A 20589-nucleotide genomic window follows, 5' to 3' on the forward strand; every position below is an offset into this window, starting at 1 on the left:
GGCGCGGGGTCGGCTGCTGGGCCGCTACCGACCACGGCGCCGACCCCCAAAGGGTTGCTTGACGGTTGAGCGCGCGAGACGGCATACTCCCAAACATGTCTTTGGAGGATGAGCGCATCAGCGAGCTGCGGGCCACCGCGCACCCGTTGCGCCTGCAGATGCTGTCGCTGCTGACGGGCGCCGAGCTGAGCGCCGCCGAGGTCGCCCGCGAGCTCGACATCACGCAGGCCAACGCCAGCTACCACCTGCGCCTGCTCGAGTCGGCGGGTCTCCTGGAGATCGCGGGGGAGGAGTCCGTCCGCGGCGGGCGGGCCAAGAAGTACCGGCACCCGTGGGACGCCCCGACCGTGCGTCCCGAGTCGACCCGCGACGAGGACCGTCTCGCCTCCGTGCGCGTGCTCGCCGACATGATCCCGCGCCGGTTCGCCGAGCGGCGGCAGGGGAGCCGGAGCCAGTTCACCGACGCCGAGCTCTGGGTCGAGCCGGAGGTGTGGGACCGGGTCACCGCGCTCCTCGTCGAGGCCAGCTCCCTGCTGCATGGATCCGCCCGTCCTCCGCGCACCGAGCAGACCGTCCGCGTCGCGCTGTCCGTCGCGGCGTTCCAGCTCGACGGCGAGAGGAAGTCGGCGCGATGAAGGTCCAGGACTCGCTGGGCGCGCTGGCCGACCGCAGGTTCGCGTGGTACTTCGCGGCTCGATCGGTCTCGACCGCGGGGTCGGTGATGGTGCCCGTGGCGCTCGCCTTCGCCGTGCTGCACATCGACTCCTCAGCCGGCGCGCTCGCGCAGGTGCTGGGCGTCCGCACCCTGACGATGGTGGTCTTCCTGCTCGTCGGCGGCGTCGTCGCAGACCGCTTCTCACGCATCGTCGTGCTCCAGGTCTCGCACGTGCTCACCTGCGTCACCCAGGCGCTCGCGGCATACCTCATCATCGGCGGGAACGCGACGCTCACGCAGCTGACCGTCATCGAGGGTGTCAACGGCGCCGTGTCGGCGTTCACGATGCCGGCGATGATGGGCATCGTCCCGCTCGTCGTCGACCGGTCACGACTCCAGCAGGCCAACGCACTGCTGTCGTTCAGCCGCAGTGGGCTCTCCATCATCGGGCCCGCCGTGGCCGGGGTGCTCGTCGTGAGCGTCGGCCCGGGCTGGGCGCTCGCCGTCGACGCGCTGACGTATGCCGTCGCCATCGTCTGTCTCGCCCGCGTCGGTCTGCCACGTCGCCCGGACGGGGCGGGCGCAGCGCGCCACTCGATGGTGCGCGAGCTGCGGGAGGGATGGAGCGAGTTCCGCCGACGTGAGTGGCTGTGGGTCGTCGTGCTCGTCTTCGGGCTGACCAACGCGATCCACTCCGGGGTCATCGGGGTGCTCGGGCCGCTCGTGGCGGCGTCGACCGAGTCCATCGGCGAGGCAGGCTGGGGTCTGGTGCTGAGTGCCGAGGCCGTCGGCACGGTGCTCATGACCCTCGTCATGCTGCGACTGCGCCTCAAGCGCCCCTTGCGTGCCGGCATGATCGCCATCTGCGTGCTCGCCGTGCCCATGGTGCTGCTCGGGGTGGCCCCCGCCCTGGTGCCCGTCGCCATCGGGTTCTTCCTCGCCGGTGCGGCAGTCGAGGTCTTCGGCGTCGGGTGGAGCACCGCGCTGCACGAGCACGTGCCGATCTCCGTGCTGTCGCGCGTCTCGAGCTACGACGCGTTGGGGTCCTTCGTCGCGATCCCCATCGGCACGTTCCTCTACGGGTGGCTGGCGACGAGCGTCGACACGGAGACGCTGATGATCGTCAGCGCCGGCGTCTACGTCGTGATCTCGCTGTCCGCGCTGCTCTCACGGTCGGTCCGCGAGTTGGGTCGGACGGTCGAGGAGCGCGCTGAGCAACCCGCCGGGGAGCCCACCGAGGAGCCCACCGAGCTGTCCCGTCCCGGCGTCAGCGAGTGACGACGCCGTTGTGCGTCGCAAACACCTTCTGCAGGTCGGCCGAGTCGACCAGGGTGGGGTTGGACGACGACTGGTTGCCCCACCCGTAGGCGTAGTCCATCACCGGCGACGGCACCAGCCGGTGCCACTCGGCCTGCATGGCGGACATCTGCGCTGCGGTGGGGAGTCGGTAGTAGCCCCCCGACAGCCGCTCCTGGCCGAAGGCCTGGAAGACCGGCACGATCGCCGACAGGGGGATCCCGGCGTCCAGGGCGGCCACGACCTTGTCGGTGATCTTGCGCACCGGGCAGGTCGGCGACGCGTTCGAGCAGGGGTAGGGGTCGAGGCCGACGAGGTCGACATGGCTGTTCGCCGGGCTGAACGCGCTGTAGTCCGTCGTCCGGGACAGGACGATGAAGGACTTCTGGCTCCCGGCGGTTCGTGACCGGATGTAGTCCGCGCGGCTCCGCAGCGCCGCGGCGCCTCCCGGGCAGTCCGAGACGTGGGGCTCGTCCGAGAGGTAGTAGCCGAAGACCTTGGGGCTGGAGGCGAGCTGGTCGACGGTCGCGCGGAAGGCCGCGTCAGCCACGGTCGGGCACTTCTGGCCCAGCCAGACCACGCCCGAGACCCCGTTGGGCAGGGAGGCGACCGTCGATGCCCCGGTGTCGAAGACGTCGAACCCCAACGCCGCCGGCGCCGTCGAGCCGTGAAGGTTCGTGATGAAGTGCTTGGTCGTGGGCGACACGGCCTGACCGCTCGGAGCGGCGCCGATGACGAACACCGCGGCGAGCGAGACCAGGGCGATGAGGACGCGGACCACAGGCCGCTTCCGCTCTCGCGGCGACCGGTCGGCCGCTGCCTGCGCGGCCGTCATCAGCTGCTCGGTGCTGTCACGCATGGGGTGCTCGCTCTCGGTTGGTTGGGCCCCCCTGAGGTAGGCGGGACGAACATCCTGTTCGGCTCGCTTGGAGAGACTCTAGGGCGTTCGGGCGACTCGTGCTCGGGCCGCCGCGCGGCACCCCCCTAGGATTGGCGGTGCCTGGCTCGCCCACCCCTGAGGACCTCACATCGTGTCGATCAAGGACATCCGACTCTTCGGCGACCCGGTCCTGCGCACCGCAGCCGCCGAGGTCACCGACTTCGACAAGCAGCTGCGGGTGCTGGTCAAGGACCTCGAGGACACCATGCTCGACGCCCCCGGCGCCGGACTCGCCGCCCCACAGATCGGCGTCGGACTGCGCGTCTTCACCTACTGGGTCGACGGCGTGCTCGGCCACCTCGTCAACCCGGTGCTCGACCTGTCGACCGACGAGCAGGACGGCCCTGAGGGGTGCCTGTCGATCCCGGGCCTGGCGTTCGAGACCAAGCGCGCCCTGTCGGTCGTGGCCACGGGGCAGGACATGCACGGCGAGCCCGTCGTGCTCGAGGGCACCGAGCTCCTCGCGCGCTGCGTGCAGCACGAGACGGACCACCTGGACGGCATCCTCTTCGTCGACCGGCTCGACCCCGAGGCGCGGCGCGAGGCGATGCGCGCCATCCGCGAGGCCGAGTGGTTCGCGGACAACCCGCCCGAGGTGCGGATCAGCCCGCACTCCACCTTCGGCCGGGCGATGTGACATGAGAGTCGTCTTCGCAGGCACCCCCGAGGCGGCGGTGCCCAGCCTTGATGCCGTTGCAGCCTCACAGCACGAGCTCATCGGCGTCGTCACGCGCCCCGACGCGCCGTCGGGCCGCGGCCGGCGTCTCGAGGCCTCCCCGGTCCGGCGCCGCGCCGAGGAGCTCGGCGTGCCGGTGCTGACCCCGTCGCGCGCCAAGGACCCCGACTTCCTCCGCGCGCTGTCGGCGCTCGCGCCCGATGCGTGTCCCGTCGTGGCGTACGGCAACCTCCTCCCGCCCGACGCTTTGGCGATCCCGCGACTCGGCTGGATCAACCTGCACTTCTCGCTCCTGCCTGCCTGGCGCGGGGCTGCCCCCGTCCAGCACGCGATCATGGCCGGCGACGAGGTGACCGGCGCATCGACCTTCGTCATCGAGCGAGGCCTCGACACCGGGCCCGTCCTGGGTGTCATGACCGAGACGATCCGCCCCACGGACACGGCGGGCGACCTCCTCGCCCGGTTGTCGACGGCCGGCGCCGGTCTGCTCGTCGCCACCCTCGACGGGCTCGAGTCGGGCGACCTCGTGGCGGTGCCGCAGCCGTCCGAGGGAGTCTCGCTCGCGCCGAAGATCGAGGTGGAGGACGCCCGCATCGTGTGGACCCGGCCGGCGACGGCGGTCGACCGGCTCGTGCGGGGCTGCACCCCGGCACCCGGTGCCTGGACCACGTTCCGCGGCGAGCGACTCAAGGTGTCGCCGCTGACGGTCGCCGCGCCCGGCGACGTCCCGGCGGGCGGCGAGCCACTGGGCGCCGGGGACCTCGTCGTCACGAAGAAAGCCGTCTTCGTCGGCACCGGGACGGGGGCCGTGCGTCTCGGCACGGTGCAGGCACACGGCAAGAAGCCGATGCCGGCCGCGGACTGGGCTCGTGGCACGCGCATCGAGGCAGGAGAGCGGGTCGGCGATGAGTGACGAGCGACGAGGCGGCGCAGGTGGAGGCGGCTCTCGGGGCGACGGGCGGCGGGGAGAGCGTCAACGCCCACCGGCACGTGAACGCTCAGCCCGACACCGTTCGGAGCAGCGACCGGCCGAACGTGCCCGTCGGACCGATGCGCCGCGACTCGCGGCCTACACCGCGATGCGTGAGATCGCCGACGGCGCCTACGCCAACCTCGCGCTGCCGAAACTGTTGCGCGACAAGCGAATCAGCGGCCGAGACGCCGGGTTCGCCACTGAGCTGGTCTACGGCGCGACGCGACTCTCCGGCCTCTACGATGCGATCATCGCGTCTGCTGCAGGTCGCCCCGTCGACAAGATCGATGCCAACGTGCTCGACACCCTCAGGCTCGGCGCGCACCAGCTGCTAGGCATGCGCGTGCCCAGCCACGCGGCGGTCGACGAGACCGTGGCCCTGGCCCGGCAGGTCAACGGGGCCGGGGCGGCCGGTTTCGTCAACGCCGTCATGCGGCGCATCAGCGAGCGGGATCCGGACGCGTGGACGGACCTCATCACCGCAGGTGTCAACGACCCCGTCGAGCGACTCGCCCTGAGCACCTCGCATCCGGTCTGGATCGCCAAGGCCCTCCGGGCTGCGCTCATCGGACACGGGGCCGCGGGGCCTGGCGACGTCGAGGAGTCATTGACCGCCCTCCTCGAGAGCGACAACGACGCGGCGAAGGTGTCGCTCGTCGCGCGGCCCGGGCTCGTTTCGCTCGACGAGCTCGAGGATGCCGGTGCCGAGCGTTCGGGGCTCAGCCCCGTCGGGGCGACCTTGCCCGAGGGTGACCCCGGTTCCATCGCTGCGGTCCGCGACGGCCGCGCCGCCGTGCAGGACGAGGGTTCGCAGCTGCTGGTCCTCGCCCTCGCCGCCGCGGCAGTCGAGGGTGACGCGGCGCAGCACGAGCGCTGGCTCGACCTGTGCGCCGGACCGGGAGGCAAGGCAGGCCTCCTGGCAGCCCTTGCCATCGAGCGTCGGATTCCCTTCGTGGCCAACGAGATCAGTGAGCACCGTGCCGATCTCGTATGGCAGACCCTGGCTGCGGCGCGAGTGGCCGCCCGTGACGCCGACACGAGCCTCAAGGTCCGTCACGGTGACGGGCGCGAGCTCGGGGACGTCGAGCCGGGCGGTTTCAGCCGTGTGCTCATCGACGCTCCGTGCACTGGTCTTGGGGCGCTGCGTCGTCGCCCCGAGGCGCGGTGGCGACGCACGGCCGGTGACGTCGCGGCCCTCGCGGGGCTGCAGCGCGAGCTGCTGGCGTCCGGCATCGACGCGACCGCGTCCGGCGGGCTCGTCGGCTACGCCACGTGCAGCCCGCACCTCAACGAGACACGCTTCGTGGTCACCGACATCCTCAAGCGTCGCAACGACGTCGAGCTCGTCGATGCTCGACCGCTCTTCGTCGACGCGAACGGGCACGAGCTCGTGGGCCTCGGCGAGGGTCCGTACGTCCAGCTCTGGCCGCACGTCCACGGCACCGACGCGATGTTCTTCGCCCTGTTGCGCAAGCTGTGACCGGAGGCAGTCCGAAAAGCGCTCGCGCGCGTGACTGCTCGATGGGCAGGGTGGAGCCGTGACGGCATACGCGATGGACGACCTGGAGCCCAACCCCTTCGACGAACAGGTGGCGCCCACGTATGACGTCGGCTCGGCGCACATGTTCGAGCCCCAGGTGCTGGGACCCACCGTCGACCTGCTGCAGGAGCTCGCCGGCGACGGGCCGGCCCTCGAGCTCGCCATCGGCACCGGCCGGGTCGCCTTGCCGCTCGCCGCCCGCGGCGTCGAGGTGCACGGCGTCGACTTCTCCGAGGCGATGGTCGCCGAGCTGCGCCGCAAGCCCGGCGGCGACCGGTTGCCGGTGACGATCGGCGACATGGGGACGACGCGGGTGGGCAGCGGCTTCACGCTCGCGTACCTCGTCTACAACACCATCACCAACCTGCTGACCCAGGACGAGCAGGTCGAGTGCTTCCGCACGGTCGGCGCCCAGCTCGCGCCGGGCGGATCCTTCGTCGTCGAGGTCTTCGTGCCCCAGCTGAGGCGAATGCCCCCTGGGCAGACCGCGGTGCCCTTCCACGTCGGGAAGCGGCACGTCGGCTTCGACACCGTCGACGTCGTGAGCCAGCGCTCCGTGTCGCACCACTACGTGCGGACCGAGTCGCTGGAGGGCAACGGAGGACGAGGGCTCGCGACGTACTCGGCCTCCGCGCACCGCTACGTGTGGCCCTCGGAGCTCGACCTCATGGCGCGGATCGCGGGCCTGCGGCTGCGCGACCGGTGGGCCGACTGGGACCGCACGCCCTTCACTGCGGACTCCGAGTCCCACGTGTCGGTCTGGACGAAGGTCGCCGACTGACGGCGAGGGCCCGGAACTAGGCTGTGCGCGTGCAGATCTCACCGAGCATCCTGTCCGCCGACTTCGCCAACCTGGAGGCCGAGCTGGGGCGCATCGCGAACGCCGACTGGGCGCACGTCGACGTCATGGACGCCCACTTCGTCCCCAACCTCACGCTCGGTCTGCCGGTGATCGAGGCCCTGCTGAAGGTCAGCCCGATCCCCATCGACGCCCACCTCATGATCGAGGACCCCGACCGCTGGGCTCCGTCCTACGCCGAGGCCGGCTGCCAGTCGGTCACCTTCCACGTCGAGGCCGCGCGCGACCCCCGGACCCTGGCGCGGACGCTGCGTGCCGCCGGTGCCCGCTCGTCGATGGCCCTCAAGCCCGGGACCGCGTTCGGGCCCTACGAAGAGCTGCTGCCCGACCTCGACATGGTGCTCGTCATGACCGTCGAGCCGGGCTTCGGTGGTCAGTCCTTCATGGCCGACCAGATGCCCAAGGTGCGTCAGGTCCGTGATGCGGTGCGGCGGCACGGCGGGGAGATCTGGATCCAGGTCGACGGCGGCGTCAGCGCCGACACGATTGAGCAGTGCGCAGACGCGGGTGCCGACGTGTTCGTGGCGGGCTCTGCGGTCTACGGCCCCGCGGACGCGGCAGCCGCCGTCGACGAGCTGCGGGCGCTCGCGGTCCAGCACCGGCACTGACGGGACGTTCGACCCCGGGGCGCAGCTCAGCCCGGCAAACCAGGTGCGGCGACGTCCGGGAGTGCACTTGGATGGGTCCCGTGCCCATCACGCTGGAGACCGCGACCGCCGACTCACTGGACGAGGCCGCCGAGGCGTTGGCGTCCTGGCAGGACGAAGGGGCGCCGGTCCAGCTCCACCCGGGTGACCTCGGGTGGAACTGGAAACTGGGGACGGAGAACCTCGCCGCAGCCCTCCGGGTGTGGCGCCGGGACGGGCAGATCATGGCCGTCGGCCTCGTGGAGGATGCCGGCCTGGTCCGGATGGGGGTCGCCCCCATCGTCGATCGGGACGATGCGTTCGCGGCGCGGCTGCTCGGCGACCTGTCGGATCCGGAGCGTGGCGTGCTGGCCGCGGACGACGCGAGTGTCGAGGCTCGGTCCGGCACCGCCTTCCGACGGCTCCTCACCGAGAGCGGTTGGGTCGCGGACGAGTCGTGGACGCCGCTGTCGCGTGACCTCACCGACGCGGTGGACGACTGCGGCCTCAGGGTCGTGGTCGCGGACGCAGCCAACGCGCAGGAGCGGGTCGAGGTTCAGCGCGCCGCGTTCCCGAACTCGACGTTCACCGTCGAGCGCTGGCACACGATGGCCACCTCCTCGCCGTACCGGCGGGCGCGGTGTCTGGTCGCCTACGACTCCGGTCATGCCGCGGTCGCCGCCGTGACGGTCTGGTCGGCGGGCCCGGGAAGGCCCGGCCTGCTCGAACCACTCGGCGTGCACCAGGACCATCGCGGTCGCGGGTTCGGCGCGGCGATCTCGCTCGCGGCTGCGGCCGCGCTGCGGGAGATGGGCGCCTCCAGCGCGACCGTGTGCACCCCGAGCAGCAACGTCGGCGCCGTGGCAACGTACGCCTCGGCCGGCTTCCGACGGCTCGCGCCCGTCACCGACTTCCGTCGGCCGGGCTGACGTGGCGAGACCGCGGACCAACGGGCGCGCCCGGGGGCGTTGACGGTCGCCGGCCCCTCGTGGTGCCCGTCACGCGGTCGGGGTGTGCCCGGGGCGCGGTCAGGGGTGCATACTGGCTGTACGTGCTCCGGGGTCGGTGTAATTCCGAGCCGGCGGTTACAGTCCGCGACCCGACCGCATCCAGCGGCCGGTTGACCTGGTGAAATTCCGGGACCGACGGTGAAAGTCCGGATGGGAGGCAGCACGAAACAGGCCGTCGTGGCTTGGACCGTCGGCATCGTCCGTCCGGGTCCGGACCGCGTGGGCGTGTGGAGGTACCCCGGAGTTCGTCCGTGCCACGACGAACGACCAAGGACGAAACCCCACATGCAGGCTCTTGCTCTGGCCGAACAGACGAAGAACGTCTTCCAGCAGGCCATCGACGCCACCATCCCCATCGGCCCCTACCAGCTGCACTGGCTCGAGCTGATCGGCGTGCTCATCGGGCTCGCCTCCGCCTACCTCGGCATGCGCCGGTGGGTCTGGGCCTGGCCCGTCGGGATCCTGGCCAACATCATGCTCTTCTTCGTCTACCTCGGCGCCGTCTTCGGCGCCGACGAGCGCATCCCGCTCTTCGGCCAGGCGGGCCGCCAGGTGTTCTTCATCGTCACGAGCATCTATGGCTGGTGGCGCTGGTCGCAGGTACGCCGGCTCAACCACGCCGGGGACGCGAGCGGCGTCGCCATCACGCCGAGGTGGGCCACGAGCCGCGAACGTGTGGGCGTCGTCGTCTTCTGGCTCGTCGGCACCGTCGTCGTCCACCAGGCCTTCGTGTGGCTGTGGAACCTCTCGCCGAACCCGTTCTTCACCCCGCAGTGGTGGTTCTACTGGTGCGACGCGTGGATCTTCGTCGGCTCCATCGTCGCCACGTATGCCATGGCTCGTGGGTGGAACGAGTTCTGGCTCGCGTGGATCGCTGTCGACCTGATCGGCGTGCCCTTCGCCTTCGCGACCGACTACGTGCCGACGGCCGTCCTCTACACCTTCTACGGCCTCTTCGTCATCTACGGCTTCACCCAGTGGGTCAAGGCGTCGCGGGTCGACGAGCGCGACGTCGAGCCCCAGCTGGCCGGCACGCCGAGCTGACCCGTGGGCAACACGGCGGCCGCGGCCTGGATGCGACGAGCCCTTCAGCTCGCCGCGGCCGGGCCGTGGCCGGACCCCAACCCGCGCGTCGGGTGCGTGCTCGTGGCACCGGACGGCACCGTCGTCGGTGAGGGGTTCCACCACGGCGCCGGGACGCCGCACGCCGAGATCGAGGCCCTGACCGCGGCGGGTGACGCGGCGAGGGGAGCGACGGCGTTCGTCACGCTCGAACCCTGCTCGCACACGGGGCGCACCGGTCCGTGTTCGGACGCCTTGGCCGAGTCCGGGGTGGCGCGCGTCGTGTTCGCCCAGTCGGACCCCAATCCGGACGCCTCCGGCGGAGCCGAGCGGCTGCACGCCGCCGGCGTCCAGGTCACGGGGGGTGTGCTGGCCGACGAGGCCGCCGCGATCAACGAGCGGTGGGCCCGGACCGTGGCGCTCGGCCGCCCTCTCGTCACGTGGAAGCTCGCCACGACCCTCGACGGTCGCAGCGCCGCCGCCGACGGCACCAGCCAGTGGATCACGGGAGAGGCCGCACGGGCCGACGTCCACCTGCTGCGGGCCACCCGTGACGCCGTGCTCGTCGGCACCGGCACGGTCCTTGCCGACGACCCCCGTCTCACGGTGCGTATGCCGGGTGGGGAGCTCGCCGCGCGGCAGCCCCTCCGTGCGGTGATGGGGGAGCGCGACGTCCCGGACGGAGCGCGGATCCGTGACGCGCCCGGGACGCTCGTCCACCTCGAGACGCGAGACCCGTGGGAGGCCCTGGACCTGTTGTGGCGCAAGGGAGTCCGCGACGTGTGGCTCGAGGGCGGCCCGACGCTGGCAGCGGCCTTCATCTCCGCCGGTCTCGTCGACGACGTCTATGCCTACGTCGCACCGGCCCTGCTCGGCGCCGGCCCCGCCGCCGTCGCCGACCTCGGCATCCGGTCCGTCTCGGACGTCCGCCGGCTCGACCTCGTGGACGTCGCCGTCGTCGGGGGAGACGTCCGCATCCACGCCGTCCCCGTAGTCGGAACTCCCGGCGTCGGAACCCCCGCAGCCACCCCCGCCACGGACTCGTGAGCACACGCCGACCCTGAGGAGACACATGTTCACCGGAATCGTCGAGGAGCTGGGCATCGTCGCCGCCATCGAGCACGGCACCGACTCGGCCGTGCTCCGCATCGACGGACCCCTCGTCGTCAGTGACGCGACGCACGGCGCCTCCATCTCCGTCAACGGGGTCTGCCTCACCGTGACCGAGCACGACGCGACCGGTTTCACGGTCGACGTCATGGCCGAGACGCTCGCCCGCAGCAGCCTGGGCGCGCTCGCCCCGGGCGACCGCGTCAATCTCGAGCGCGCGATGCCCGCCGACGGCAGGTTCGGCGGCCACGTCGTCCAGGGCCACGTCGACGGCACCGCCACCATCACGGCGCGCACGCCCGGGGACCGTTGGGAGACGGTCGACTTCACGCTCCCGGCCGGCCTGGCGGCATACGTCGTCGAGAAGGGCTCGATCACCGTCGACGGGGTGTCGCTCACGGTCGCTCATGTCGGTGACGACTCGTTCGGCGTCTCGCTGATCCCCACGACCCTCGAGCTGACGACGTTGGGACACAAGGGAGTCGGCGACGTCGTGAACCTCGAGGTCGACGTCATCGCCAAGTACGTCGAGCGACTGCTCACCCACCGACAGGAGGTCGCGCCATGACCACCCTCTCGACCGTCGAGGCGGCGCTCGAAGCGCTCCAGGCGGGTCGGCCCGTCCTCGTCCTCGACGACGAGGACCGCGAGAACGAGGGCGACCTCGTCCTCGCCGCCGAGACCGCCACCGAGGACTGGATGGCGTGGACGATCCGTCACTCCTCGGGCTACCTGTGTGCGCCGATGCCCGACGAGGTCGCCGACCGTCTCGAGCTGCCGCTCATGGTCGCCGACAACCGCGACCCGCTGCGCACCGCCTACACCGTGTCGGTCGATGCGGCCACGGGTGTCACGACGGGGATCAGCGCGGCCGACCGGCTCCGCACCGTCCAGGTGCTCGCCGACGTCGACTCGACGCCCGCCGACCTCATCCGACCCGGACACGTCCTGCCGCTGCGCGCCCGCGCCGGAGGCGTGCTGACGCGCCCCGGCCACACCGAGGCAGCGGTCGACCTGACCAGGCTCGCCGGTCTCTCGCCCGTCGGCGTCATCGGCGAGCTCGTCCACGACGACGGCACGATGATGCGGTTCGACGCGGTCGTCGGGCTCGGGCGCGAGTTCGGTCTGCCGGTCATCACGATCGAGCAGCTCGTCGACCACCGCCAGCGCCTCGACCGGGTGGAGCGTCTCGCGACGACCCGCATCCCGACGGTCCACGGCACGTTCACCGCGCACGGCTACCGCGACACCCTGACCGGCGACGAGCACGTCGCCCTCGTCAGCCCCCGGGGGCTGCAGGGACTGCGCCACGCGGGGCCGGTCCTCACCCGTCTGCACTCCGAGTGCCTGACCGGCGACGCCTTCGGGTCACTGCGCTGCGACTGCGGCCCCCAGCTGCAGGCGGCCCTGGCGCGGGTCGGCAGCGAGGGCGGCGTCGTCGTCTACCTCGGCGGTCACGAGGGCCGCGGCGTGGGACTCGTCGACAAGCTGCGCGCCTACGCCCAGCAGGACCGCGGGGCCGACACCGTCGATGCGCAGACCGCCCTCGGGCTGCCCGTCGACGCGAGGGAGTACGCCGCCGGCGCGGCGATCCTGCACGACCTCGGGGCGACCGAGGTCGTCCTGCTGACGAACAACCCCAACAAGGTCACGGCCCTGCGGCAGCTGGGCGTCGACGTGGTCGCCGTCGAGCGTCTGCACGGCCCGATGGGCGAGGACAACGAGCAGTACCTCATCACCAAGCGCGAACGCCTGGGTCATGACATCCCGGTCACGAACGACCGGCACGGCGGCAAGGAGACGGCATGAAGGACGGCGCACCCACTCTCACCACCGACGGCAGCGGCCTCCGGGTCGCGGTCGTCGCGGCGAGCTGGCACCAGCAGGTCATGGACGGACTGCTCGACGGGGCCCGGCGCGGCCTCGCCGACGCCGGTGTGACGGCCGTCGACGTCGTCCGGGTGCCCGGCACGTTCGAGCTGCCCGTCGCGTGCGCGACGTTGGCCGACCGCTACGACGCGCTCGTCGCGCTCGGCGTCGTCATCCGCGGCGGCACCCCGCACTTCGACTACGTCTGCCAGGCGGCGACGGTCGGCATCACCGACGTGTCGGTGAGCACGGCGACGCCCATCGGGTTCGGCGTGCTGACGTGCGACGACGAGGCGCAGGCGCTCGACCGCGCAGGGCTGCCCGGCTCGGCCGAGGACAAGGGGCACGAGGCCGCGACGGCGGCAGTCGCGACCGTCGTGGCACTCCGCTCCGTCGCCACGTCGTGAGCACCGTCCGGACCCGGGGTTCACGGCCCGTAGGCTGGGGCACCGTGAAGAGCTTTGAGCAGCTGTATGCCGAGCTGGCCGAGAAGGCGCAGACGCGACCCGAGGGTTCGGGCACCGTCGCGCAGCTCGATGCCGGCGTGCACGCGATCGGGAAGAAGATCGTCGAGGAGGCCGCCGAGGTGTGGATGGCCGCCGAGTACCAGTCGAACGACGAGGCCGCCGAGGAGATCAGCCAGCTCCTCTACCATCTGCAGGTCCTCATGCTCGCCAAGGGCATCTCGCTCGACGACGTCTACTCCCACCTCTGAGGACTCTCATCCCCATGCTGCGAATCGCCGTGCCCAACAAGGGTTCCCTGTCCGACGTCACCGTCGAGCTGCTCCGCGAGGCGGGCTACCGCACGCGTCGTGACAGCAAGGAGCTCGTCGTCTCCGACGCCGAGAACGACGTCGAGTTCTTCTACCTGCGCCCGCGCGACATCGCCGTCTACGTCGGCTCGGGCACCGTCGACGCCGGGGTGACCGGCCGTGACCTGCTGCTCGACTCCGGCTCTGACGCCGTCGAGGTCATGGCGCTCGGCTTCGGAGCCTCGACGTTCCGGTATGCCGGCAAGCCGGGTCAGGTGGCCACGGTCGAGGACATCGCGGGCAAGCGCGTCGCGACGTCGTACGCCGGTCTCGTCCGCGCCGACCTGAGCTCGCGCGGTCTGTCCGCCGAGGTCGTGCGGCTCGACGGCGCCGTCGAGACCGCCATCACCCTGGGGGTAGCCGACTGCATCGCCGACGTCGTGGAGACCGGCACGACCCTGCGCCAGCAGGGCCTCGAGGTGTTCGGCGAGCCGATCCTGCGCTCGGAGGCCGTGCTCATCCGCGGCGACCGCCCCGGCGAGGCCCAGGCCATCGAGGTGCTCCAGCGACGCATCGCCGGCGTCATCACGGCTCGGACGTACGTCATGCTCGACTACGACTGCCCCAGGGACCTCGTCGACAAGGCCTGCGAGCTGACGCCGGGCCTCGAGTCGCCGACCGTCTCGCCGATGCAGGACGAGGGTTGGGTCGCCGTGCGCGCCATGGTGCCGAGGCTGGGACGCAACCGGCTCATGGACGAGCTCTACGACCTCGGGGCGCGGGCCATCCTCGTCACCGACATCGCCGCCTGCCGGCTGTGACCCGCGACGGTGGGAGGAACAGCATGACGCCGCCGTCCGGGTCGCACCAGGCGCCCGGGGCCGACTCGGGCCCAGACGCGCTGGCGCCCTTCCGGCCCCGACGGGGTCGCACCGTGGCGCTGGTGGTGGCGTGGTTGTCGCTCGTCGTCTTCGGGGTCATCGCGGTCGTCATGCCGGCCCAGGCCGACGGACGTTGGGGCGTCGGCGACCGCCTGATGTTCTTCGGCCTCGGCGTCGCCGTCGCCCTCATCGCCTGGCGCTACGCCTCCATCGTCGCGGTGCCGAGCCGGGCGGGCATCGTCGTGCGCAACCTCATGCTGACCCGCACCCTCACGTGGCCGGAGGTCGTCGGCATCCAGTTCGGTGGCGGAGAGCCGTGGGTGACGCTCGACCTCGAGGACGGCGACTCCGTCGCGGTCATGGCGATCCAGAAGGCCGACGGACCCGTGGCGGGCCGTGAGGCCTCGCGGCTCGCCGCCCTCATCCAGGCGTTCGGTGAGGCCAGCGAGCCGGAGCGCCCGCTGGGCCCGTCATGACCGGGGCCCCGACCCCGGACCGCATGCGGCACGCGCTGGGCCACTTCGCCACCGGGGTGACCATCGTGACCGGTTTCGCGGACGGAGCCGCTCCGGTGGGGTTCGCCTGCCAGTCCTTCGCGTCCGTGTCGCTGCACCCGCCGCTGGTCCTGTTCTGTGCCGACCATCGCGGGCGGTCTTGGCCGCGGATGCGTGACCACGGTCGGTTCACCGTCAACGTTCTCGGGCACGACCAGCGCGACCTCATCGCACGCTTCGGCTCGGCCGACGGTGCACGGTTCGACGGGTTGGACTGGGCGCCGTCGGTGCACGGTGGCCCGAGTCTGCCGGGCGTGCTGATGCGGGTGCACTGCTCGGTCGAGCAGGTCCACGTCGCGGGCGACCACGACGTCGTCATCGGTCGGGTGCTCGACCTCGAGGACGGCGAGTCCGGTCGGCCGATGCTCTTCTACCGCGGGCGCCTGACGGTCACGGAGCGGCGCACCGCGTCGGCGTCCGGGGAGACCGCCCAGGACGTCGAGGACGCAGCCCGGGCGATGGACGACTACTGGGGCTGAGCGCCGACGCGAGGCGTTGCGGAGCCGTCAGCGGAAGTGGATGAAGTTCGACGGCCAGGAGTAGCTGCTGCGCGGGATGATCCGGCGGCCGCTCATCGAGGTATACGTCTTTCCGAGCACCGTGCCGCCGTAGCCACTCTCTGAGATCGCGATCGTGTTGCCGTCGGCGCTGACCCAGTCGACGTAGGCGACGTGGTTGGAGTTCCACTGCGCGATGTCACCGACCCGCGGGCTCTGGTCGACGGCGAAGCCCTTGGCCCGCGCATTGTCGTCCCACGTGTTGGCGTTGCCGAGGTTGCCCGGGTTCTGCACCCCGTCGCGGGACAGGCGGTAGGCCGAGTAGTTCGTGCAGTTGTTGCCCCACGCGTCGACGGGGTAGTACCAGGCGCGCTGCCCGTAGTAGCCGAACCGCTGGATGCAGTCCTGGGTGGCCCGCGAGTAGCACGCCCAGCCCGACGGCGCGGGGCCGCCGGTGATGGCCCACGTGACGACGGAGCCCTGGTAGACGGCGACGTTGCCGGTGGCGAGCACGCGCACGACCGATCCGGCACCGCTGGTCTGCGTCGACCACAGGATGACGCCGCGGCTGTCGCGGACGACGAAGTTGCCGTCGGTCTGCATCGTGGCCGTGCTGCCGCTGCCCGAGGTGAAGGCCGCCCACTGGCGCTTGCCCTGGGCCGAGCTGAGCACGAGGTTGCCGTCGTTCTGCATGGCGAGGCTCCACCCCTGGCTCGTCGAGACCAGCGACTCGCCGGGGCGCAGGACCTGTCCGGGCAGCATCTGGTCGTAGCGGACGCCGCGGTGGTCCCACACGGTCGTCGTGCCCTGACGCACCTGGAGCAGCCCCTGGTCGGTCAGGGTGAGCACGCCCCCGGTCCAGCCGTTGGTGCCGCTCGACCAGGCGACCGTGCCGTTCGTGCGCAGGATGACGACGTTGCCGTCGGCGCGCACCTCGAGGCGGTTGCCGGCACCGGGCGTCGCGCTCGTCCAACGGCTGGCGCCGGCTGACGTCGCGACGACGAGGTTGCCGTCCGCCTGCATCGTGGCGGTGTACGTGCCCGAGGGGGACCGCAGGGCGGTGTCGGGCGAGAGCACCTGGCCGGGCGTCAGGGTGGCGCCGGCGACATAGGTGAAGCCGTCGGTGCGCTCGACCGCACCGGCCCGGGTGGTGACGCGGATCGTGATGGGACCGGTCGCCGGGCGGGCCGGCACGACGGCGGTCAGTGCCGTGGCAGACACCCGGGTCCAGGATGTCGCGGCGACGCCGTCGAACTGCACAGCGCTGACGTCGGTGAACGAGGTGCCGCTCAGGGTGATGACGGCACCGCTCAACGGGCCGGAGGCCGGGGTGACGGAGCTGATGACGGGTGGGTTCTGGTAGGTGAAGCGTCCGCCGGGCACGACCGCCGAGGTGCCACCAGGGGTGGTGACGCGCACGTCGACGTCGCCCTCGGCCTGGGGCGGCACGGTGACGACGAGCTGGGTCGCCGACAGGCGGGTCACCGTGGTCGCGGCGACGCCTCCGAAGGTCACTGCGGAGACCCGGTCGTATGCCGTCCCGGTCAGCGTGACGCTGCCGCCGCCCTTCGTCGGAGCGAGGGCGGGGGACAAGGCGGTCACGGTCGGGACGGCCTGGTAGGTGAACTGCCCTGCCGGGACCACCGGCGAGACGCCGCCGGGCGTCGTGACGCGCACGTCGACGGGGCCCGCCGGGCGTCCCGGGGCGGTGATGCGCAGCTCGGTGTCCGAGACCCGCACGAGCCCGGTGCCCGGCGTCGTGCCGAAGTCCACACCGGTGGCGAGGCCGAGCCGCGTCCCCGTGATGACGACGGCACCGCCGCTCAGCGGGCCGGCCGGCGTCGACAGCGCCGAGACGGCAGGCACCCCGACGTAGGTGAAGAGGCCCTTGTCGGTCTCGGGGCTCGTCCCGTTGGCGTTCACGACACGGACCGTGACCGCGCCCTCGGCCTGCGCCGGGGCGGTGATCCGCAGCGAGCTGTCGGACACCCGGACGAGACCGGTGCCCGCGACGGAGCCGAACTGCACCGCGGTGGCCTCGCCGAGCCCGGTGCCGGAGATGGTCACGACCGTGCCTCCGGTCAGTGGCCCTGCGACAGCAGACAGCCCGGTGACGGCGGGTGGCGAGCCGAAGGCATACCGGGCTCCCGCCCCGGCGGCGGACGTGCCGCCCGGGGTGGTGACGAGCACGTCGACCGGCCCGGATGCGTGGGCAGGCGTCGTGACGCGCACCGTCGTGTCCGAGACCCGAACCAGGTTGGTGGCCGTCACCGTGCCGAAGCTGATCGTGGTGGCTCGGGTGAGGCCGGTGCCCGTCACCGTGACGACGGTGCCTCCGCTCGGCGGACCGGTCTGCGGCGACACCGACGCGATCGCCGGCGCGGGATCGAACGCGAAGGTGCTCGACGCGCCGTCGGGCGACGTGCCGTACGGGGTCGTGACGGTGAGGCCGACGGGCCCTGCGGAGTGGGCGGGTGTCGTGACTGCGATGGTCGTGGCTGACAACACGGTGAAGGGGATGGGCGTGCCATCGAGGTTCACGCGGGTCACGCCGACGAAACCGACCCCGGTCACGGTGACGCGAGTGCCACCACTGAGCGGGCCGGCGGTGGTCGACAGCGAGGTCACGGCCGGCGCGGTTGCCTGGAAGGCGAAGCGAGCGCGCGTCGTCGCAGCCGACGTGCCACCCGGCGTCGTGACGCGTACGTCGACCGTGCCCGCGGCGCCGGCCGGGGTGGTGACGCGGAGCGTCGTGGCCGAGACCCGGACGACCTGCGTCGTCGTGGCGGTGCCGAGCTGCACCGCGGTCGCGCGGCCGAGGCCTGTGCCCGTCAGCGTGACGACCGTGCCGCCCGTCGTCGGCCCCGAGGCGGGGGACGCGCCGGTCAGCGTCGGGAGGGCCTCGTAGGAGTAGGCGTTCGCGGTGGTCGCTGGTGAGAGACCGGCCGCCGTGCGCACCTGGACGTTGGCGAGGCCGGCCGGGCGCGCCGGGGCCGTGACCCGCAGCTGGGTGCTCGACAGCACCGTGAAGCCGGCGGTCGTCCCACCGAAGGTGACGTGCGTCGTCCCGGTGAAGTTGGTCCCGCCCACGACGAAGACGGTGCCTCCCCGGACCGGGCCGGCCGACACGGACAGGCTCGTGACCGTCGGCGTCCTGACGACGGGCGGGGCGATGTAGGTGAAGCGGCCCGCACCCGTGATGGGCGACGTGCCTCCCGGCGTGGTGACCCGCACATCGACCGGGCCGGCGGGGTGGGCCGGGACGGTCACGCGGACCTGGGTCGCGGAGAGGCGGGTGAGTCCGGTGGCCGCGGCGTATCCGAAGTGGACCGAGCTCGCCCGCTGCAGACCCGTTCCGGTCAGGGTGACGGTCGTTCCGCCACGCGACGACCCGCTCCGCGACGAGAGGGCACCGAGGGTGGGAACGGCGTCGAAGGAGAAGGTGGACCGAGAGGACACGGGTGAGGAGCCGGTCGGCGTGGCAACGCGAACACTCACGAGGCCCGGGCCGTGGGCCGGGGTGACCACCCGGACCTTCGTGGTCGACAAGCGCGTGACGCGGGTGACGGTGGTCGTGCCGAACAAGACCTTCGTGGTCGCGCCCACCCCGGAACCCGACAGGTCGACGACCGTGCCACCGCGAGTCGGCCCGGCGACGACCGACAGGCTGACGGCCGACGGAGCGGTGAGTGCGGCGGCGGGGACGGCGCCCACGAGGCCGGGGATGCCCGCGACGAGGACCAGCGCGATGAGCGCGGCGACGAGGCGGCCCGGGCTCGCTGGGGTGGCCTCGCGCTCAGGCTCGGTCACCGGGGTGGGGCGAGGCAGCATCGTCGGTCTCCTTGCAGTCAGCACGTCGTCGTGCATTCTGCACAGGTTTGTCCTCCGTTGTACGCCGTTTGACCCGAATTGTGCGTCTCAACTGCATCACGAGCCCCGCGGGTGACGGAGCGGTGCGACTCAGCCTCACGCCCCCGAGGGAACCCCCCGCCCAATCGAAAGAGCAATCCGTCCGGTTCCGGGCCAGGATGCCTGACGCGAAACGGGGACGGATTGCTCTTTCGATTGGTTCTTCGGGGTGCTGCGACTCAGCCGACCCGGCGGAGGTCGGGGCGCAGCCTCACCACGACGACGGCCTGCACCACGCCGATCGCCGCGAGGACGGCCCAGACCAGCGACAGGCCGCCGGTCACGTCGCGCACCAGGCCCATGGCGACCGGGCCGATCGAGGCGATGCCGTAGGAGATGAGGAAGGCCATGCCGGTGAGCCGCCCGCTCGCCTCCGGCGTCCGCGTGTAGCGCACGAGGAGGACGAGGGCGAGGGAGAACGCGGCTCCCTGGCCGAGGCCGGTCACGACCGCCCACAGCCACGGCGCCGTCAGCGGGGCGAGCCAGATGCCGACGGAACCGGCGACACCGAGGGTCGCCGCAGGCAGCAGGAGCCGACGCATGTCGTGCGTGCGGTCGCTGAGGACGGGGCCGAGCAGCCCCGAGACGATCTGCGCCCCGCTGAATGCCGCCGCGAGGAAGCCGGCCGACTCACGGGACCAGCCGTGCTCGACGTAGGTCGGGGCGAGCCACGTGACGGCGGAGTAGAAGCACCAGGACTGGAGGGCGAGGTAGCCGGCGACGAGCCAGGCCGTGGGGTGGCCCCAGGGGAGGCGACCCGGCCCCTCCTCGTCGGGCGTGTGGTGCGGGTTGGCGCGCACGGTGAACGGGGCCCAGGCGAGGGCACCGACGAGGGCGACGACTGACCACGAGCCGAGCGAGGCCTGCCAGCTGCCGAGCCGGTCGGCCAGGGGCACGGCGATCGCCGAGCTCAGCGCGGCGCCGCCCATCATCGCCAGCATGTAGAGGCCGGTGACGAGACCGGTGCGCTCGGGAGGGAAGTAGGTCTTGACGAGGCGGGGGAGCAGCGTGCCGGCCACGGCGATCCCGACACCGCAGACGAACGTCCCCGCGTAGAGCACGACGACGTGGTCGCCGGCGAAGCGGCTTGCCGTCCCCGCGAGGATGCCGATGACGGCCCCGAGGACGGCGCCCGCCGCGCCGGTGCGGTGGGCGATCCGGCTCGCCACGGGGGCGAAGACACCCATGCAGAGGACCGGCAGGGTCGTCAGCGCCCCCGCGGCGGCATGGCTGAGACCGAGGTCCGTGGAGATCGCGTCGAGCAGCGGGGGGACGCTCGTGATCGCGATCCGCAGGTTGGCGGCGACCGCGACGAGCGCGACGGCCATCACCCACACCGCGGGGAGGGGCCGGACCGCTCGTCGACGTGTGCGCACCG

The 20589-nt window shown here is 72.1% G+C and carries 20 protein-coding genes and 1 riboswitch; of the genes, 17 read left to right on the plus strand and 3 right to left on the minus strand.

Annotated elements, in window-relative coordinates:
• Positions 1 to 95 precede the first annotated feature (95 nt).
• Together AB4030_RS04500 and AB4030_RS04505 are read left to right on the plus strand one after the other, a co-directional pair.
• Entirely contained in the window at positions 96 to 635 is a 540-nt protein-coding gene (locus tag AB4030_RS04500) for an ArsR/SmtB family transcription factor (RefSeq protein WP_442277997.1), read from the plus strand.
• The gene (locus tag AB4030_RS04505) at positions 632 to 1933 is read left to right on the plus strand and encodes an MFS transporter (protein ID WP_442277998.1); all 1302 of its coding nucleotides are present in this window, start codon (positions 632 to 634) and stop codon (positions 1931 to 1933) included. The genes AB4030_RS04500 and AB4030_RS04505 overlap by 4 nt, the downstream gene beginning before the upstream one ends.
• Here AB4030_RS04505 and AB4030_RS04510 read toward each other — a convergent pair.
• Positions 1923 to 2810 carry a hypothetical protein gene (locus AB4030_RS04510; protein ID WP_442277999.1) on the minus strand — a complete coding sequence of 296 codons (888 nt, stop codon included), beginning with the start codon at positions 2808 to 2810 and terminating at the stop codon, positions 1923 to 1925. The genes AB4030_RS04505 and AB4030_RS04510 overlap by 11 nt on opposite strands.
• 172 nt (positions 2811 to 2982) lie before the next feature.
• Here AB4030_RS04510 and def point away from each other — a divergent pair, with 172 nt between their 5' ends.
• The 15 genes from def to AB4030_RS04585 all read left to right on the plus strand — a co-directional run bounded on the left by def (position 2983) and on the right by AB4030_RS04585 (position 15284).
• Positions 2983 to 3528: a peptide deformylase gene (gene def, locus AB4030_RS04515; protein WP_442278000.1), complete on the plus strand. Its 546-nt coding sequence runs from the start codon at positions 2983 to 2985 to the stop codon at positions 3526 to 3528.
• A 1-nt stretch (position 3529) separates the two neighbouring features.
• Positions 3530 to 4480 carry a methionyl-tRNA formyltransferase gene (gene fmt / locus AB4030_RS04520; RefSeq protein ID WP_442278001.1) on the plus strand — a complete coding sequence of 317 codons (951 nt, stop codon included), beginning with the start codon at positions 3530 to 3532 and terminating at the stop codon, positions 4478 to 4480.
• A complete protein-coding gene (locus tag AB4030_RS04525; protein ID WP_442278002.1) occupies positions 4473 to 6020 on the plus strand; it encodes an RsmB/NOP family class I SAM-dependent RNA methyltransferase in 1548 nt (515 codons plus the stop codon). The genes fmt and AB4030_RS04525 overlap by 8 nt, the downstream gene beginning before the upstream one ends.
• A 58-nt stretch (positions 6021 to 6078) precedes the next feature.
• Positions 6079 to 6861 carry a class I SAM-dependent DNA methyltransferase gene (locus AB4030_RS04530; protein WP_442278003.1) on the plus strand — a complete coding sequence of 261 codons (783 nt, stop codon included), beginning with the start codon at positions 6079 to 6081 and terminating at the stop codon, positions 6859 to 6861.
• Between the two features lie 29 nt (positions 6862 to 6890).
• Complete coding sequence (gene rpe / locus AB4030_RS04535) at positions 6891 to 7547, plus strand: ribulose-phosphate 3-epimerase (RefSeq protein WP_442278004.1); 657 nt, start codon at positions 6891 to 6893, stop codon at positions 7545 to 7547.
• Between the two features lie 71 nt (positions 7548 to 7618).
• The gene (locus AB4030_RS04540) at positions 7619 to 8494 is read left to right on the plus strand and encodes a GNAT family N-acetyltransferase (RefSeq protein ID WP_442278005.1); all 876 of its coding nucleotides are present in this window, start codon (positions 7619 to 7621) and stop codon (positions 8492 to 8494) included.
• 119 nt (positions 8495 to 8613) lie between these two features.
• A riboswitch (FMN riboswitch) is annotated at positions 8614 to 8742 on the plus strand.
• Positions 8743 to 8860: 118 nt separating this feature from the next.
• On the plus strand, positions 8861 to 9619 hold the full coding sequence (pnuC, locus tag AB4030_RS04545; protein WP_442278006.1) for a nicotinamide riboside transporter PnuC: 759 nt from the start codon (positions 8861 to 8863) through the stop codon (positions 9617 to 9619).
• 3 nt (positions 9620 to 9622) lie between these two features.
• Positions 9623 to 10684, plus strand: coding sequence for a bifunctional diaminohydroxyphosphoribosylaminopyrimidine deaminase/5-amino-6-(5-phosphoribosylamino)uracil reductase RibD (gene ribD, locus AB4030_RS04550; protein ID WP_442278007.1), 1062 nt, complete (start codon positions 9623 to 9625; stop codon positions 10682 to 10684).
• Positions 10685 to 10709: 25 nt separating this feature from the next.
• Positions 10710 to 11315 (plus strand): riboflavin synthase, encoded by a 606-nt coding sequence (locus AB4030_RS04555; RefSeq protein ID WP_442278008.1) that lies wholly within the window; start codon positions 10710 to 10712, stop codon positions 11313 to 11315.
• Positions 11312 to 12556 carry a 3,4-dihydroxy-2-butanone-4-phosphate synthase gene (gene ribB / locus AB4030_RS04560; RefSeq protein ID WP_442278009.1) on the plus strand — a complete coding sequence of 415 codons (1245 nt, stop codon included), beginning with the start codon at positions 11312 to 11314 and terminating at the stop codon, positions 12554 to 12556. The genes AB4030_RS04555 and ribB overlap by 4 nt, the downstream gene beginning before the upstream one ends.
• Entirely contained in the window at positions 12553 to 13023 is a 471-nt protein-coding gene (gene ribH, locus AB4030_RS04565) for a 6,7-dimethyl-8-ribityllumazine synthase (RefSeq protein ID WP_442278010.1), read from the plus strand. Before ribB ends, ribH begins: the two co-directional genes overlap by 4 nt.
• Before the next feature lie 44 nt (positions 13024 to 13067).
• A complete protein-coding gene (locus AB4030_RS04570) occupies positions 13068 to 13331 on the plus strand; it encodes a phosphoribosyl-ATP diphosphatase (RefSeq protein WP_028785574.1) in 264 nt (87 codons plus the stop codon).
• A 14-nt stretch (positions 13332 to 13345) separates the two neighbouring features.
• Entirely contained in the window at positions 13346 to 14191 is an 846-nt protein-coding gene (gene hisG, locus AB4030_RS04575) for an ATP phosphoribosyltransferase (RefSeq protein ID WP_442278011.1), read from the plus strand.
• Positions 14192 to 14214: 23 nt separating this feature from the next.
• On the plus strand, positions 14215 to 14727 hold the full coding sequence (locus AB4030_RS04580) for a PH domain-containing protein (RefSeq protein ID WP_442278012.1): 513 nt from the start codon (positions 14215 to 14217) through the stop codon (positions 14725 to 14727).
• On the plus strand, positions 14724 to 15284 hold the full coding sequence (locus AB4030_RS04585) for a flavin reductase family protein (protein WP_442278013.1): 561 nt from the start codon (positions 14724 to 14726) through the stop codon (positions 15282 to 15284). The genes AB4030_RS04580 and AB4030_RS04585 overlap by 4 nt, the downstream gene beginning before the upstream one ends.
• 27 nt (positions 15285 to 15311) lie before the next feature.
• On the opposite strand, the gene AB4030_RS04590 is transcribed toward AB4030_RS04585, so the two are convergent.
• Complete coding sequence (locus AB4030_RS04590; protein WP_442278014.1) at positions 15312 to 19133, minus strand: IPT/TIG domain-containing protein; 3822 nt, start codon at positions 19131 to 19133, stop codon at positions 15312 to 15314.
• Positions 19134 to 19390: 257 nt separating this feature from the next.
• On the minus strand, positions 19391 to 20587 hold the full coding sequence (locus tag AB4030_RS04595) for an MFS transporter (protein ID WP_442278015.1): 1197 nt from the start codon (positions 20585 to 20587) through the stop codon (positions 19391 to 19393).
• Between the last annotated feature and the right edge of the window lie 2 nt (positions 20588 to 20589).

Source organism: Terrabacter sp. 2YAF2, from assembly GCF_052114705.1.
Classification (GTDB): Bacteria; Actinomycetota; Actinomycetes; order Actinomycetales; family Dermatophilaceae; genus Terrabacter.